Origin of the sequence: Streptomyces cinnamoneus, from assembly GCF_002939475.1 — a bacterium.
In the GTDB taxonomy this organism is placed as follows: domain Bacteria; phylum Actinomycetota; class Actinomycetes; order Streptomycetales; family Streptomycetaceae; genus Streptomyces; species Streptomyces cinnamoneus_A.
This window is the reverse complement of sequence record NZ_PKFQ01000001.1, coordinates 5,986,404-6,001,402: the sequence shown is the minus strand read 5'-3', so window position 1 is coordinate 6,001,402 and position 14,999 is coordinate 5,986,404. Positions and strand designations below refer to the sequence as shown.

The window sequence follows — 14,999 nt, the reverse complement described above, 5'->3', positions numbered from 1 at the left end:
CGCGGCACACCGGGACCCGTAAGTGAGGGTGTCTCAGCCGTCCACGCCGTGCGCAGGATGCGCCGAACGGCAGGTGAATACCGGCAGCATGAGGCCGCGCAGATCGCGCATGCGTAACTCTCCCCCGTACGGCGCTGTTGTCCGCGCCGCAAAAACGAACTAATTTTGGCCATCTTCTTTGGGCGCCGAGAACCCTGTCAAGTTATTCCGGGGTGACGTGAAACGCATGGGGAAGCGCACCCCGAGCGGTCTCGGCGGGTCCGCCCGGTGGCGATGATCACACTCCGTCCGAGTGGCTCGACGAGGGTCGGTGACCGGCCACCGGGTCGGCCCGGGGGCGCCAAGGTCGGCACTGCGGATGGCATTGTCGCTGGTCAGCGCCTAGGGTTCGCCTGGAGGCCGGGCGACCGGGGCCTCGGCGGCGCTCATGGGGCGACGGTCGGTCAGGACCTCTCATGACGCTCCGGGGGTCCGCCGGGGGCCTGGCTTCGGCGGCACGCGCTGGTAGCCTCACCCACCGGGCGTGGAGCACCCGGTGACGTAGTGCCATAAATGTTGCGGGGGGGCACGATCCAGCCAACCGGCGAAACTCTCCTGCCCGCCTCACCGGGCGTCGGCCGCGTCATCGTGCGCCCTTTCCGTATCCTCTCCGACCTTTCTCACGGGCCGCGTTGTGCGGCGCGTTGGAGTTCTCATGCTGCGATGCGAGTACACCCTTCCTGGCCGGACACCCGTGGACCAACCCGGCCGGTTCGTTCTCGGGGAGGTGATTTACGGGCTGGAAGATGCCGCTCCGCTCATCCGGGACGAGATTCCCGTGCTGGGTTCCCACATGGCGGCCGATCCGTCGGAAGTGCGGACGGAACGCTGGACCGTGGACCAGCCGATCCGCGGCACGGGCACCGACAACGGCTTGGTCTATTCCTTTACCGACGACTTCCTGTTCTGCGCCGGGTACATCCCGGAACAGGGCCTTTTCACGGAGGCGACCCGGGAGGCCTACACCGCGGTGTTCGACCTCGTCGAGCGGCTCGGATACCCCAGCATCTTCCGCATGTGGAACCTCATCGGCCGGATCAACGCGGACAACTCCGAAGGCCTTGAGGTCTATCGTGACTTCTGCCGCGGCCGGGCCCAGGCGTTCGAGCTGTACGCCGCGCAGGGCGAGGACATGCCCTCGGCGACCGGCATCGGCTCCCGTGGCCAAGGCGTGGCGTTCTACTTCCTGGCTTCGCGGTCGGCGGCCCGGGTCAACATAGAGAACGCCCGGCAGATACCGGCGTACAACTATCCCGAGCAGTACGGCCCGAAGCCACCCAGCTTTGCACGGGCAACGTACCTGGCGACGGGTGACCAAGGACTGGGAACCGGCGCCCTCTACATCTCGGGAACCGCCGGAATCCTCGGTCACGAGACGGTCCACGCCGACGACCTCGACAAGCAGTGCCGAGTCGCTCTCGAGAACATCGAATACCTCATCAGCCGCCGGAACCTCTCCGGCCACGGCGTTCCGCGAGGGTACGAACTCGCCGACGTGACACAGGTGAAGGTCTACGTCCGGCACCGGGAGGACATGCCTGCCGTCCGCGCGGCATGCGAGGAAGCCTTCCCGAATCCGATGGACATCGCCTACTTCAACGTCGACATATGCCGCTCCGACCTCCTGGTGGAGATCGAGGGCGTCATCGCGTAAGCAGCAGGAGACACGATGGCCTGTCCCTTCCGGGACAGGCCATCCGTCGTACGCGCTTCGGCGTTCCTATCCAGCTGGTGCGTCCGCGGCCGCCCGCGGCATTCCCGGGCACATCTCGGCGACACTGAAGGCCAGTTCCAGGAGCTGCTCACGGAGGAACGCGCTGCCGCCCGTCGGATCCAGGCAGAGGCCACCCGGACGGGTTCCCAGTTCGCGGTGGACTTCGAAGAAGTCCCGCACCTCGCCGCACGCGGCGTCGAGCCGGCCCGCGCTGCGGCACAGTGGATCGCACACCCACACCGGCAGGGCGCCGGACGCGGCGACCTTGCCGATCAGGTCCGGAAGCACATCGCGCACGCTCTCGGCACCCATCCCCGCGAGGAACGTCAGCCGGCCCGGCGCACGGTCCGGGTCGAGGTGCTCAAGCAGGGCCAGCACCTCGTCCGGCGTGGTGGAAGAGCCGATCCGCACGCCGATCGGATTGCTGACGCGCGAGGCGAGTTCGACGGACGCGCTGTCGGACCGATCCACCCACACCATATGGGTCGAGGCCTGATGGACTTCTTCACGGAACGCTCCGTCGTGGGCTTCACCCAGAACGCCGACGGAACGCGGTGCCCCCTCATCGTCCGGTACGGACATCTCGCGGCCGGCGAAGAACTCGGCTCCCCACTGTGCGGCGTTCACACCGCATGCCGCCATGAAGCGCAGCGCACCGCCCATCTCACTGACGATCGGACCGTACCTCCTCCCGCCCCCCGTGGCGACGAAGTCCCTGTTCCACTCGTGGACCAACGCGATGTCGGCGTATCCAGCGCGGAGCAGACCCCGTGCGAGGTTCAACGCCGCGGCCGCGGTGCGGTGTTCACGCGTCTCGAATGCGGAGCTTGCGATCCGGCCGATCCTCACCACCGGAACGGCCATGGCATAGCTCAATACGGACGACATCTGAAGCAGCGTCTTCAACGCAACGTCAATTGCTTCAGTGAACTCAAGAGCAAATTCATCTGCGGAGACTGCGCCCTGGATCAGAAACGCTTCACCACGGGCTACGGCGGCCAGCCGGGAGCGCAACTGGTCGCACTCCGCGGCGAAAACCAGGGGAGGGTGGAAGCCCTGCTCCTTGCCCGCGGCGAGCGCGGCCGGCTCGGACCACCCCGACTGAGGACCCGCCGGAGGACACGGCCACAAGCCGCTCTCCTGGTTCCGGCCGGAATCTGATGGTGAACTGAGGTCGATGGCAGTCATACGGCTACGCGGCGGAAGAAGAACCGCCGCATTCCTTTCTGGTACCGGCCCGTAGAGGTCCCGCGGGAAGCATGTGGGGGCGCTGCAACCTCGAAGGCGTTGTGCAGGTGTCTCGTGCAGGCGGCAGTGCGGGCCACGGAACGACCGGACTTGACCATGAACGAACGCCGAAATCGTGCCGATCCAGCGGAAGTCCGGTGCTCCCCGCTTCGTCAATCCCGCCTGTCGCCATCAGTGTTGCCCACGAGAGGCGATCACGGCCGCTTCGGTGAGAAACACCACTCCGCCTTCTTACCCGTGGCTGATTGCGGAAGTGTGAATTCCGGCGGGTTCTTCCCCGCTCCCTTTCCCGGCTGTGACGGCACGATCGCCTGCGGGGCGCCCGGCAGCACGGCCCCGGCCACCGAGCGCACGCCCGCTTCCCCCTCAGGACGTCGGCACGGCCCGGGGCCTACCTCCGGCCCGTCCGGGCCATCGCCCTCCGCGTCCTCCCCGCCTCCGGCCGCGTCCGGCCGGTGCGGTCCGCCCGCGCGCGGGCCGCGCTCCACACGCCCAGGAGAAGCCCCGCCGCGAGCGCGGCCAGTCCCGTCGCGGTGAGGGCGTGGTCCGCCGCCGCTGACGACGCAGGCCTGCCGTCGGGGTCGGCGACTGCACCGGACAGCGCGACGCCGAGCCCGGCGGCAACGGTGATGACCGTCTTCGTCACCCCCGAGGCCTCCCCGGCCCGTTCGGGCCGGATGACCGCCTGGGTGGCGATGAGGGTCAGGGCGTTGGCCAGGCCGAGCACACCGCCGCACACGGTCATCGTGGCGAGGTGGACGGGCAGGGCCCCGATGGCCGGGGCCGCGCAGAGCATGCCTCCGGCCAGGGCCAGCAGCAGCGCCATGACGTTCACCGCCGCGCCGGGAGTCACCCGGCCGGCCAGCGGACCGGCGACGGCCATCATCGCGGCCGGGGCCAGGAAGGCGACGCCCGCCGCGAACGCCGTGAGGCCCCAGGACCCCTGCAGGGCGAGGGGGACCACGAACAGGAACAGCACGGTCGCCGCGTTCGCCACGGCTCCGGCGACGGTGAGCACGACGAAGGGGCCGTTGCGGAACAGGCCCAGGTTCACCAGGGGGTCGGCGACCCGGCCCTCGTGTCGCACGAAGGCGACGAGCAGCACGGCGGCCGCGGCCAGCACGAGGCCGTCGCGGGGGGATGTCCAGCCCCACACCGGGCCGCGTTCCACGAACACGGCGACGGCCGCGAGGGCCGCCGTGGCGAAGGCCAGCCCCCGCCAGTCGACGGCCGGGGCGGCGGCGGTGTCCCGGCTCCCGGGCGTCCGCGAGGCCCACACCGCCGCGGCGACGGCCAGCGGGACGTTGATCCAGAAGATGACGCGCCAGGACGCCGCCTCGGTCAGCGCCCCGCCGACGAACGGGCCGCAGGCGGTGGCGACGCCTCCCATGCCGAGGGCCCATCCCGTGGCACGGCCGCGCTGGTCAGCCGGGTAGACGTTGGTCAGCAGGGCCAGGCCGACCGGCATGATCAGGGAGGCGCCGGCGCCCTGCGCCACCCGCGCGCCGACGAGCAACGGCAGCGACGGGGCGGTGGCACAGGCCAAGGAGGAGGCGCCGAACAGGGCCAGCCCGACGACCAGCAGCCGGCGGCGTCCCCAGAGGTCGCTCAGGCGGCCGGCGCCGAGCATGAGCGTGCCGGTGGACAGCAGGTACGCGCTGACGGCCCACTGCAGGCTGCCGGTCGAGGCGCCGAGGTCGTGACCGATGCTCGGCAGGGCCAGGTTCAGGGCGAAGGCGTCCAGTTGGATGCAGAACACCCCCAGCGCCACGGCCGCCAGGGCCCGGCGCTGTCCAGGAGGTCCCTTCAGCACAGTCGTCTCACATCCTTCGGGTGGCGGGAGCCACGTCGTCACGGGGGCCGGGCACGGGGCGCGCGGTACGAGCCGTACGGCACCGGGGCCGCTGTGGCCCGGTCGTCCGCGGGCAACGGCGCGTGCTGCCCGGCCGGTTCGGGCAGGCGGTGAGGGGATGAGGTGTCAGAACCTGACGTGAGTGGCCGCCGGATGTGAACCGGGGGCGCCGCAACGGCTCCAGATCCGCGCTCCCCGGGGCGCCGTGGAGAAACGGGTCGCCTTGGTGCGGGGTGCGGCACGAAGCGCTCCTCACGTTAGCCGGTCCGCAGCGCTCGGGCCACCCCCTTCCGGGCGGATCCGGTGCGCCCGCATCCCCTACGGCGGCTTTACTCTCCCCCGTGTCCGGATTGACCGCACAATCCGTCTGACATCGGTTCTCCCCCGACAATCCCTCTTGCTTCCACCTACCGCTCCTCACCTCACCGACCAAGTAGTTTCGGCCTACATCTAAGTTGCGGAGCGGCCGACTCCGCAGGTCATGCAGCGATGCCATCCGGTCCGGTCCGGCTCAAAACAAACCTCGGGCTTGCCCAGCCATCCGGGCTCTTGTTAGCAATTTCATCCTGCATATTCGGTCAGCCATTCGGCCATTGACCCCACCCTCCCCCACGACTAGGCGGGTTGGCTTTATGTCGCTAGAAGCGCAGCTGATGGAGCCTCGGGAAGAACCGGCAAAGCCGGTTTTCGGCAGGCGCTACAAGGCGGAGATAGGATCCGTCTCCCCGACCACGAGCCGCGATACGTTCGAGGATCACGACACCTGTTTCCTCGGAGTGAGCCTGGAGAACAGCAACTTCAAACCGGCCAAGGTCGACGCCATGGCCAAGTGGATCTCCCGGCGGTTCTCCCAGTGCACCGTCCTCATCGGTGACAGCATTCACCGGATCACCCTGGAGTCCACCCGCTCCATGCCGCCGCGGGCGGCCCTCGACGACGCCCTGCGGCTCGGCCGCGAGTTCGTCGAGAGCCGGCAACCGGTCTTCGAGTCCTTCCGCGACCGGACCAAGTTCACCTTCGTGACCTGCTCGGAGGTGCAGAGCTGGGGCCTCTACGGCGACTACCACGAGCGCCTGCGGCAGCACTACGACCAGGACGCCGCCTTCCGCGGCTCGGTCGAGGCGTTCGGCCGCGACTACCACGGCAAACGCTCCGAAGGCGTCAGCGCCCAGGAACTCGACCACCGCATCAGGAAATCCTCCGAGTACTTTCTAGAGGAATTCGCCATCTTCGCCTGCCTCCAGCGGACCGGCAGTCCCGTCATGGTGTATCCCGGATCGTTCAGCACTCTCTCGGAAATAGCTCAGGGAAAACACCCGGGAGCCCCCGAAGAGCTGCGCGACCTCATCGTGGTGTCCCTCCACCTGAAAGGGCGATGACCATGTCCCGTGCACCCGGCAACACGGCCGCACCCGAAATCCGGCGCGGCCGGATCTACCGCGACCTCTACGAGAAGCGCGCGAGCGGGCCCGCGGTCCAGGGCGACGCCCACCTCGAACGCGCCCGTATCCAGGGCGACCGCCTGGAGTTCGCCGGCTCCCGGGCGCGGGAAACCGCCCTCGCCGACGGCGTCTTCCTCCTGGAGATACCCGCGGACATCGACGTCGCGGCCGGCGATGCCTTCTCCCGCCAGTTCCACCTCGGCCCGGACTCCCCTCCCTACGGAAGGTTCCGCGACCTCGGCAGCGAGCATTTCGGGGATCCCCTGCTGGGCTTCCACCAGCGGGTGAACCAGATCGAACAGTTCCTCCTGGAGCGGCGCTTCTGGGCGAGCGACTACCCGCCCGAGATCGCCCGGCTCGGCGAGCAGCTGACCCGGTTGTCGCAGAAGGTCCTCTGCGCGGTGCTCTCCCACGTCGGCGTCCCCGAGCGGGACCGGCGACGCGCCACCGGCGGATGCTCCCGGGCGGCCGGCTCGTACCACCTGACCTTCAACCACTACCGCCCCGAGCACCGGGACGTCGGTCTGAGCTCCCACAAGGACGACGGGTTCCTCACGATCCTGCGCACGACGACCCCGGGGCTGGAGGTCAACCGCAAGGACCGCTGGGAACGGGTCCCCGTCGACCCGGACTGCTTCGTCATCAACTTCGGTCTGTCGATGGAGATTCTCACGGCGCCCACGAAGGCGCCCGTGGCCGCCATCATGCACCGCGTCGCCCGGCAGGGAGGCGACCGTTCCAGCTTCGGGCACTTCAGCTCCAGCGGCTGCGCCCCCGGCATGGACGAAGGCGTCTTCCGCTACCTCCCCGGCAGTGGACTCGACCGCGTCTGCGGCTCCCGGGAACTCATCGACGAGAACGACCACGAGATCTACGCCGGCACCGACGCCCCGGGGGACAAGCGACGTGAGCACTGAGACGCTGCGCCTCCAGAAGGCGCGGGCCACCGAGGAGGGCCTGGCGTTCGAGACGCCCGGCGGCCTGACCCGGGCCCTGCGGGACGGCTGCTTCCTCCTCGCCGTACCGCCCGGCTTCGACACCACGCCCGGAGTGACCCTGTGCCGCGAGTTCTTCCGCCCGGTGGAGCAGGGCGGCGAAAGCACGCGCGCCTACCGGGGCTTCCGGGACCTGGACGGCGTCTACTTCGACCGCGAGCACTTCCAGACCGAACACGTCCTCATCGACGGACCGGGGCGGGAGCGCCACTTCCCGCCGGAGCTCCGGCGCATGGCCGAGCACATGCACGAGCTGGCCCGGCACGTGCTGCGCACGGTCCTGACCGAGCTGGGGGTGGCCCGGGAGCTGTGGAGCGAGGTCACCGGCGGGGCCGTCGACGGCCGCGGCACGGAGTGGTTCGCCGCCAACCACTACCGCTCCGAGCGCGACCGGCTCGGGTGCGCGCCCCACAAGGACACGGGCTTCGTGACCGTCCTCTACATCGAGGAGGGGGGACTGGAGGCGGCGACGGGCGGTTCCTGGACGCCGGTCGATCCCGTACCGGGCTGCTTCGTGGTCAACTTCGGCGGGGCCTTCGAACTGCTCACCTCCGGCCTGGACCGCCCCGTGCGGGCCCTGCTGCACCGGGTCCGGCAGTGCGCGCCGCGGCCGGAGTCCGCCGACCGCTTCTCCTTCGCCGCCTTCGTCAACCCACCGCCGACCGGCGACCTCTACCGCGTCGGTGCCGACGGCACGGCGACGGTGGCCCGGAGCACCGAGGACTTCCTGCGCGACTTCAACGAGCGGACGTGGGGCGACGGCTACGCCGACTTCGGGATCGCCCCTCCGGAGCCGGCCGGCGTCGCGGAAGACGGGGTGAGGGCATGACCGCGCCCGCCCACCCGCCGGCCTGTCCCGTGTCCGGGCGGGCCCCCTTCCCCGGCGTGCTCGCCCACCATCCGGGCCCGAGCCCGCTGGACGGCCACGAGAGCGCCTTCCACGAGGCGACCGTCGTCCGCGGGACACCGGCCTCGGAGTACTTCCGCGCCTCGGGCATCAGCGCGTGCGCCGAGGAGAACGGCGGCCTCTGCACGTTCCGCATGGGCCCGCGCCTGGCCGTGTACCAGATCACCAACGGCCCCCTGCTGGACGACGAGGACCTGGCGCCGTCCACCGACGCCAACCGGGAGCTGTTCGGCGACTTCATGGGCTCCCTGCCCGGCGACCACCCGGACCGGCCGGCCAAACGGGCGGCCGTGGAGACCACCCTGGGCAACGGCAGGTTCGTGGAGGAGCTGGTGCCGCACGTGCGGCGGCACGCCGCCGCGTTCCTCGACCGGGCGGCCGGGCGGGAGGTCCCCCTGGACGAGTTCGCCCTGTCCCTGGTGGCCCAGGTGGACAGCCTCGTGCCCGGCGTGCTGGACCTCACGCAGCGCCCCCTGCCCGACTGGCTGGCCTCGCCGGAGTACGGCGCGGTGGTGCGGGGCTTCTTCGACCTCGCCTCGGACGTGATCACCAACGTCAACCCCGCGGCCATGCGGGAGTTCGACGTCATCGTCCCCTTCGTCCGCGAACTCCTGCGGGCCAACGCGGACGCGATCGCGGCGGCCCCCGCGTCCAACGTGATCCGGCGCTACTTCGCCCTGTGGGACCTGCCGTTCTCCCGGGAGGGCGTGGACGGGCTGGACGCCGCACAGGTCAAGGAACTGGGCACGGTGATCGTGGCCACGTACGACACGACCGCGCTCAGCCTGCTGTGGGCCCTCGCCTACATCGAGACGACGCCCGCCGCGAAGCGGGAGATCGTCGCCGAGGCGCGCGGCGGGCAGCCGAGCGCGTCGCCCTCGCCGCTGGACCTGGCGGTCCTGGAGGCCGTCCGGCTGGGCGGCAGCAACCCCAGCGCGCTCTGGCGCCGGACGACACGGCCCTTCACCCTGCACCACGAGGGCCGTTCGGTCACCGTTCCCCCGGGCACCATGATGTGGCTGGACCGCCGCCAGGCGAACCGGGACCCGGCCGTCTTCCCGCACCCCGAGGGTTTCGACCCACGCAACATCCGGGCGCTGTTCCGGTCCGGCCGCGAGACGGTCTCGTCCCTGATCTCCCGGGGCCGGCACGAGATCAACTCGTTCAGCATGGTGAACGCCACGCGGAACCCGCGCAAATGCCCCGGCCGGCTGTTCTCCGTGCGCGTGCAGTCGGTCCTCCTGGCCGAGCTGTACTCCCGCTACGAGGTCAGCGCGCGAGGCATCGACCTGAGTCTGAAGAGGCACGCCGCCATGCCCCGGCCCGCCCGGCCCGGCACTGTCCTTTTCAACGCCCTGCCCGAGCGCACGAAGGAGCAGAACTGATGGCGTCACCCGATTCCGCCACCCTCCGGGAACCGGTCGTCCTGCCTCCCATGCCCGGTGAGCACGAGGCGCGGGCGGCGTATCCGCCGATCGGGCTGGAGCGCTCCCGCGTCACCGGTGGCCGGCTCGTCTTCGACCGCGACGAGGGCTTCGACCGTGCCCTCGCGCAGGGGTTCTTCCTCGTACGGATCCCCGAGGGCACGGACCCCGCCGCCGGCGACCGCTTCGCGGCCCACTTCCACGAGGAGCGGGCCGGCGGGGACCCGCTGGACGCCTACCGCGGCTACCGCCACGTGCGCGTGCCCGGCGACTACCAGGGCTACTTCGACCGCGAGCACGACCAGTGGGAGAACTTCTACGTCGAGAGGGACAACTGGGACGTGCTGCCATCCGAGGTCGCCCGGGTGGGCCGGGGCATGGCCGGTCTCGGGGTCACGATCCTGCGCGGCGTCCTGGAGCACCTGCGGCTGCCCCGGGAGCACTGGGCGCGCGTCACGGGCGGGCTCACCGAGGACCGCGGCCACCAGATGCTCGCCTTCAACCACTTCCGGTCGCACAAGGGCGTGCGCGGCTCGAAGTTCCACCGGGACTCCGGCTGGGTGACGGTCCTGCGGTCCGTGGACCCGGGTCTGCTCGCCCTCGTCGACGGGCGCCTGTGGGCCGTCGACCCGGAGCCCGGCCACTTCATCGTCAACTTCGGCAGCTCCCTCGAAGTGCTGACCGAACGCCTCGACCGACCGGTGCGGGCCAATGTGCACGGCGTCGTCTCCACGGAACGGGCGCCGGGACAACCGGACCGGACCTCCTACGTCACCTTCCTCGACTCCGACCTCACCGGCACCGTCTACCGGTTCGAGAACGGCACGCCCCGGCCCCTCCAGTCGGTGGCCGAGTTCGCCGGCCAGGAAGTCGGCCGGACCTACGACGACAGCGGTGCGCTCTGAGCCGTTCCGAGGCGGTGCACCCCCCCAGAGAAAGGACTGCGATGACGACGGTCGTCGACAACGAAGGACACCTCCACCTCCCCACGGCGCGGGTCACGGCCGGCAGACTGCTCTTCGACGCGGCCGAGGGGGCGGACCAGGCCCTCGCGCTGGGCGCGTTCTGCCTCGCGGTTCCCGAGGACCTCGACGTCGAGCCGGGGCTGAGGTTCTGCCGCAGCTTCTACGAACCGGCCGAGCCGGGGACGGCCGACCGGTACCGGGGCCACCGCGAGGACGGGCACGCCGACTCCAAGCTCGGCTACGAGGACCGCCCCGACCAGGTCGAGCAGCTCCAGTTGGAGTCCCACCTGTGGAGCCGGTACCTGCCCGAGGAGGTCACCGCCCTCCTGGAGCGGATGAAGGACCTGACCCTGGACGCGCTCTACGGCGTGTTCGACGTGGCGGGCATCCCGGAGCACGACCGCGAGACCGTCACCGGCGGCGCCCGCCAGGACACCGGCCTGTGCTACACCACGGTCAACCACTACCGCGCGGACCTGAGCGACCGGGCGGGCATCGTCGAGCACTCCGACAGCGGGTTCATCACCCTCATCTGCACCGACCAGCCCGGCTACGAGATCCTCCACGAGGGCCGCTGGCGGCCCGTCCGCGAGGAGCCCGGGCACTTCGTGGTGAACCTGGGTGACGCGTTCCGCGTCCTGACGCGGAAGCTCCCCCGGCCGGTGACCGCCGTCTACCACCGCGTTCCCGAACTCCGGCCGGACGGCGCCGCGCACCACCGGTCATCGTTCACGATCTACATGGGGCCGCGGTACGACATGATGCTCCACCAGTACGCCGCGGACGGCACCTTGCACGAGTACCAGGGCTTCCGCGACTTCTCGGTGGAGAAGTCCAAGAAGCTGGGCTACGAGTTCCACTCCCGCATATGAGCACGGCACAGGGATACGGCTGGCAGACGGCCGCACTGCGCGGCGGAGAGCTGGTCTTCAGCACGCCGGGAGGGATCGAGCAGGCCCTCAGGGACGGCTTCTTCCACGTCGAACAACCGGAGGGCCTGGACCTCACGGCCGGGGACCGCTTCGCGCGCGGCTTCTACCTCCCCGGGGAACCGGACTCCACCGACCCGTTCCGCGGCTTCCAGCACTGGACCTCGGAACGGCTCGGCCCCCGCCAGGGCTACTACTGCCGCGACGACGACCAGACCGAGCAGTTCTTCCTGGAGAGCGCCCACTGGGACTCCGTGTACCCGCAGGCGCTGGCGCGGCAGGCGGAAGCCATGCGGTCACTGGCACTCGACGTCCTCAGGGCCGTGCTCGCCCACCTCGAACTGCCCCCGGAGCTGTGGGACGAGGCCACGGGCCGCTGCCTGTCGGCACGGGGCACCTACAACCTCACCTTCAACCACTTCCGTCCGGAAGTCCCCCGGCGCGGCCTGAACGTCCACAAGGACTCCGGCTGGGTGACCGTGCTGCGGTCCACCGACCCCGGCCTCGAAGTCGAGCGTGACGGCGCCTGGCACCCCATCGACCCGAGGCCGGGCACGTTCATCGTGAACTTCGGCTGCGCCATCGAGATCCTCACCCGTGACACGAGAACTCCCGTGGCGGCCGTGGCGCACCGCGTCGTGCAACAGCCCCGGACCGACGAGCGGAAACCCGACAGGTTCTCCTACGCGCTCTTCGTCGACAGCAGCCTGGACGAGGACATCTGCCCGGGCCTCTTCCGCTACGAGCCGGGCACCGGTCTCCGCCTGGAGACGAACTTCGGCACGTTCCTCGACACCATCCTGCACAACACCTACCAAAAGGACACCGCCGGCCTGTACTGAGGCCGGGAGACGCGGATCGGCCGCTCGCGCCTCGACAGCGCGGGCGGCCGATCGCGCGCATGCATCCGCTGGGGCGGCCTCAGCCACGGGGATCCGCTCAGTTCCGGTTCCGTGCGGCGCGGCGGCGGGCGGCCAGGAGGAGGGCCACCGCGCCCACCGCGAGGGTTCCGGCGCCGGCGACGGCCAGCGTCGTGGTGCTGCCCCGGCCGCCGGTCTCGGCGAGCTTCCCGCCTTGTGCCGCAGGGGCGTTGGCGGTGGTCACGCCGGTGGCCCGGGTGCCGGCGTCCTCGGCTGCGGCGGGCGCGGCGTGTCCTTCGCGGGCGTCCTGTCCGTGCGTGCCCGCATGCGCGTCCTTTCCGTCCCCGCCGTGCCCACCGTGGTCGACCGTGGACCTGCCGGCCTCGTCGGTGATCTGCCGGTCGCTGGGGGCGGAGGCGGCGGGCGCCTGGGCCGCCGACGGGCCGGAGCCGCCGAAGTCCACGTCGGAGCAGGTGTAGAAGGCCTCGGGACTGTCCGACCGCTGCCAGATGCTGTAGATCAGGTGACGGCCCGACTTCTTCGGCACGGTGCCCCGGAAGACGTAGCTCCCGTCTTTGAGCGCCGGGTCGGTGACCTTGGCGAACGGCTTCGCCTCCAGGTCCGACCAGGTCAGCGGCTTCTTGGGGTCGTAGCCGTCTTTGGTGACGTAGAGCTCGAACGTGCCGCGGTGCGGGGCCGTGGCCCGGTAGCGGAAGGTGTGGGTGCCGGGAGCCAGCTTGCTGCCGGGCCAGTCGGCGCGCGGCAGGTCCAGTCCCTTGTACTTCTCGCGCCCGGCGCTGCACAGCTTGCCGTCCGGGATGATCCGGCGGTGCCGGCCGGCGGCGTCGCCGATGTTGACCTCGTTCCAGTCGTAGAGCGGCTGGGTGCCGCCGGCCGCGACCATCGCCTTGCAGGCGGCCGAGCGCGGGTGCTCGGGCCCTTCCGCGAAGCAGGCGGACACCCGGCTGACCGGGTCCGTCAGGGAGCCGTGCGCCCCGGCCGGCCCGGCGGTCAGCACGGTGAGCGTGAGGGGTGCGAGGCCGAGCAGGGAGGTCCGTACGGCTTGGTGACGCGTGCGCATGGGGGGGTCCTTCTCCTTGGTGGCGGGGGTGGTGCCCCGCACGCCGGCGCGAGGTGGGGGGTGCCGGCGTGCGGGGCGGTGTGGGGGTGGGTGGGGGGCTCAGGAGGTGGGCTTGGCGAAGGCCTTGCTGAAGGCGGACTCGTCCTGCTGGATCGAGCTGCACGTCGCGGACGCGGAGTTCTGCGGGCCGCCCGGGCACGGCTTGTCGCGGGCCGCGGACCACATGGAGAGCCAGCCGATGCCCTTGGACCGGGCGAACGCCGCCAGCTGCGTCGCGTCCTCGACCTTGAAGACCTCGGTGGCGACGTCGTTGACGCCGATCATCGGGGTGACGGCGACGGCCTTCCACGCCGCCGCGTCGCCCAGCCCCAGGACGCCCTTGATCTGTGCCTGCGTCGCGGTGGCGGCGTCGATCGCGTACTGCCCCATGTCGCCGCTGAAAGAGGAGCCGTAGTCCATCGCCATGATGTTGACCGTGGAGACGGAGACGCCGTTCTTCTTGGCGTTCGCGACCAGGTCGACGCCGGCCTGGGTGAGTCCGGTGGGCATCACCGGCAGGGTGAAGGAGACGTCGAGGCCGGGGTGTTGCTTCTGGAGGCGGGCTATGGCCTGGGCGCGCCGGGTGTTGGCGGCGGTGTCGGGCAGGGCGGCGCCCTCGATGTCGAAGTCGACCTTGGTGAGCGCGTACGCGTCCACGACCTTGCCGTAGGCGGCGGCGAGGTCGTCGGCGGAGGAGCAGGCCAGACCGAGTTCGGACCCGGCGGCGCCGCCGAAGGAGACCCGTACGTCGCCGCCCGCCGCGCGGAGCCTGCCGATCTGGGCGGCGACGGCGTCAGCTCCCAGATCGGTGACGCCTCCCCACTTGGGGACGCAGCCGCCGCCGGAGGTGATGAAGGCGAGGTTGAAGTGCTTCACGCCGGTCTTCTGGGCGGTGGCCAGCAGGTCGTGGGCGGGGTAGAGGGAGGTGTCGACGTAGGGGGCGAAGCCGGCGGTCGCACCGCCGGGCGCCGGGGAGGTGGCGGTCGGCTCCGGCTGGGGCTGCGACGGGCCGACCGTGGGTGCGGTGGGCCGCGGTCCGGGGTGGGTGTCCGTCGAACACTTCGCGCCGTTGATCCGGCAGTTGGCCGGGGTGGCGGCCGCGTCGCCGCCGGAGGCGACGAAGCCGACGGTCACGGACTTGCCGGGGGCGATGGTCCCGTTCCAGCTCTCGGGTTCGACGGTGACGCTCTGACCGCTGACGCTGTGCTTGCCGTTCCACAGGGAGGTGATCTTCGTGCCGGCGGGGAGGTCGAAGGTCAGCTTCCAGCCGGAGAGTTCCTCGCCGGTGTCGTTGGTGACGACGTACTGCCCGGTGTAGCCGCCCGACCACGAGCCGGTCGTGGAGAAGGCCGCGCCGACGGAGGCGGCCTGCGCCGTGCCGGTGAGGGTGAACGCGGCGCCCGTGGCGATCGCCGCGGCGACGCCGGCGCCCACCAGCTTCGCCTTGCGGCTCGGACGGCGGCGGTGTGCGGAGGAACCCATCGCGTGCCTGCCTGTTCTCAGT

General features: G+C 70.8%; 12 protein-coding genes. 8 read left to right on the top strand and 4 right to left on the bottom strand.

The features are described 5' to 3' along the window. Window positions 1–694 precede the first annotated feature (694 nt). Window positions 695–1,693 carry an FkbO/Hyg5 family chorismatase gene (locus tag CYQ11_RS26595; protein ID WP_099202841.1) on the top strand — a complete coding sequence of 333 codons (999 nt, stop codon included), beginning with the start codon at window positions 695–697 and terminating at the stop codon, window positions 1,691–1,693. A gap of 66 nt (window positions 1,694–1,759) precedes the next feature. Here the strand turns inward: CYQ11_RS26595 and CYQ11_RS26590 are convergent, their stop codons facing one another. Both CYQ11_RS26590 and CYQ11_RS26585 read right to left on the bottom strand, forming a co-directional pair. Continuing rightward, on the bottom strand, window positions 1,760–2,941 hold the full coding sequence (locus CYQ11_RS26590) for a 3-deoxy-7-phosphoheptulonate synthase (protein WP_099202840.1): 1,182 nt from the start codon (window positions 2,939–2,941) through the stop codon (window positions 1,760–1,762). 451 nt (window positions 2,942–3,392) lie between these two features. Beyond that, window positions 3,393–4,814 carry an MFS transporter gene (locus CYQ11_RS26585; RefSeq protein WP_099202839.1) on the bottom strand — a complete coding sequence of 474 codons (1,422 nt, stop codon included), beginning with the start codon at window positions 4,812–4,814 and terminating at the stop codon, window positions 3,393–3,395. Window positions 4,815–5,506: 692 nt separating this feature from the next. On the opposite strand from CYQ11_RS26585, the gene CYQ11_RS26580 reads away from it, so the two are divergent. Genes CYQ11_RS26580 through CYQ11_RS26550 form a run of 7 tightly spaced genes read left to right on the top strand, consistent with a single transcriptional unit; the run spans window position 5,507 to window position 12,357 of the window. Further along, the gene (locus tag CYQ11_RS26580; protein ID WP_099202916.1) at window positions 5,507–6,232 is read left to right on the top strand and encodes a tRNA-dependent cyclodipeptide synthase; all 726 of its coding nucleotides are present in this window, start codon (window positions 5,507–5,509) and stop codon (window positions 6,230–6,232) included. Window positions 6,233–6,234: 2 nt separating this feature from the next. After that, window positions 6,235–7,212, top strand: coding sequence for a 2OG-Fe(II) oxygenase family protein (locus CYQ11_RS26575; protein WP_099202838.1), 978 nt, complete (start codon window positions 6,235–6,237; stop codon window positions 7,210–7,212). After that, window positions 7,202–8,119, top strand: coding sequence for a 2OG-Fe(II) oxygenase family protein (locus CYQ11_RS26570; protein ID WP_099202837.1), 918 nt, complete (start codon window positions 7,202–7,204; stop codon window positions 8,117–8,119). Before CYQ11_RS26575 ends, CYQ11_RS26570 begins: the two co-directional genes overlap by 11 nt. Further along, window positions 8,116–9,582, top strand: a complete 1,467-nt coding sequence (locus tag CYQ11_RS26565) for a cytochrome P450 (protein WP_099202836.1) — start codon at window positions 8,116–8,118, stop codon at window positions 9,580–9,582. The genes CYQ11_RS26570 and CYQ11_RS26565 overlap by 4 nt, the downstream gene beginning before the upstream one ends. Beyond that, the gene (locus tag CYQ11_RS26560; RefSeq protein ID WP_205041830.1) at window positions 9,582–10,526 is read left to right on the top strand and encodes a 2OG-Fe(II) oxygenase family protein; all 945 of its coding nucleotides are present in this window, start codon (window positions 9,582–9,584) and stop codon (window positions 10,524–10,526) included. Before CYQ11_RS26565 ends, CYQ11_RS26560 begins: the two co-directional genes overlap by 1 nt. Before the next feature lie 41 nt (window positions 10,527–10,567). Next, on the top strand, window positions 10,568–11,458 hold the full coding sequence (locus CYQ11_RS26555) for a 2OG-Fe(II) oxygenase family protein (protein WP_099202835.1): 891 nt from the start codon (window positions 10,568–10,570) through the stop codon (window positions 11,456–11,458). Further along, on the top strand, window positions 11,455–12,357 hold the full coding sequence (locus CYQ11_RS26550; RefSeq protein WP_099202834.1) for a 2OG-Fe(II) oxygenase family protein: 903 nt from the start codon (window positions 11,455–11,457) through the stop codon (window positions 12,355–12,357). Before CYQ11_RS26555 ends, CYQ11_RS26550 begins: the two co-directional genes overlap by 4 nt. A gap of 97 nt (window positions 12,358–12,454) precedes the next feature. Here the strand turns inward: CYQ11_RS26550 and CYQ11_RS26545 are convergent, their stop codons facing one another. Together CYQ11_RS26545 and CYQ11_RS26540 are read right to left on the bottom strand one after the other, a co-directional pair. Further along, the gene (locus tag CYQ11_RS26545) at window positions 12,455–13,456 is read right to left on the bottom strand and encodes a lytic polysaccharide monooxygenase auxiliary activity family 9 protein (RefSeq protein WP_099202833.1); all 1,002 of its coding nucleotides are present in this window, start codon (window positions 13,454–13,456) and stop codon (window positions 12,455–12,457) included. 99 nt (window positions 13,457–13,555) lie between these two features. Then, on the bottom strand, window positions 13,556–14,977 hold the full coding sequence (locus tag CYQ11_RS26540; RefSeq protein ID WP_099202832.1) for a glycoside hydrolase family 18 protein: 1,422 nt from the start codon (window positions 14,975–14,977) through the stop codon (window positions 13,556–13,558). Window positions 14,978–14,999: the final 22 nt, after the last annotated feature.

Excerpts from the sequence above, each read along its gene's own strand:
- CYQ11_RS26575 (WP_099202838.1), top strand. The coding sequence starts at position 6,235 with ATGTCCCGTGCACCCGGCAACACGGCCGCACCCGAAATCCGGCGCGGC.
- CYQ11_RS26580 (WP_099202916.1), top strand. The coding sequence starts at position 5,507 with ATGGAGCCTCGGGAAGAACCGGCAAAGCCGGTTTTCGGCAGGCGCTAC.
- CYQ11_RS26540 (WP_099202832.1), bottom strand. The coding sequence starts at position 14,977 with ATGGGTTCCTCCGCACACCGCCGCCGTCCGAGCCGCAAGGCGAAGCTG.
- CYQ11_RS26545 (WP_099202833.1), bottom strand. The coding sequence starts at position 13,456 with ATGCGCACGCGTCACCAAGCCGTACGGACCTCCCTGCTCGGCCTCGCA.
- CYQ11_RS26555 (WP_099202835.1), top strand. The coding sequence starts at position 10,568 with ATGACGACGGTCGTCGACAACGAAGGACACCTCCACCTCCCCACGGCG.
- CYQ11_RS26560 (WP_205041830.1), top strand. The coding sequence starts at position 9,582 with ATGGCGTCACCCGATTCCGCCACCCTCCGGGAACCGGTCGTCCTGCCT.
- CYQ11_RS26565 (WP_099202836.1), top strand. The coding sequence starts at position 8,116 with ATGACCGCGCCCGCCCACCCGCCGGCCTGTCCCGTGTCCGGGCGGGCC.
- CYQ11_RS26590 (WP_099202840.1), bottom strand. The coding sequence starts at position 2,941 with ATGACTGCCATCGACCTCAGTTCACCATCAGATTCCGGCCGGAACCAG.
- CYQ11_RS26595 (WP_099202841.1), top strand. The coding sequence starts at position 695 with ATGCTGCGATGCGAGTACACCCTTCCTGGCCGGACACCCGTGGACCAA.
- CYQ11_RS26550 (WP_099202834.1), top strand. The coding sequence starts at position 11,455 with ATGAGCACGGCACAGGGATACGGCTGGCAGACGGCCGCACTGCGCGGC.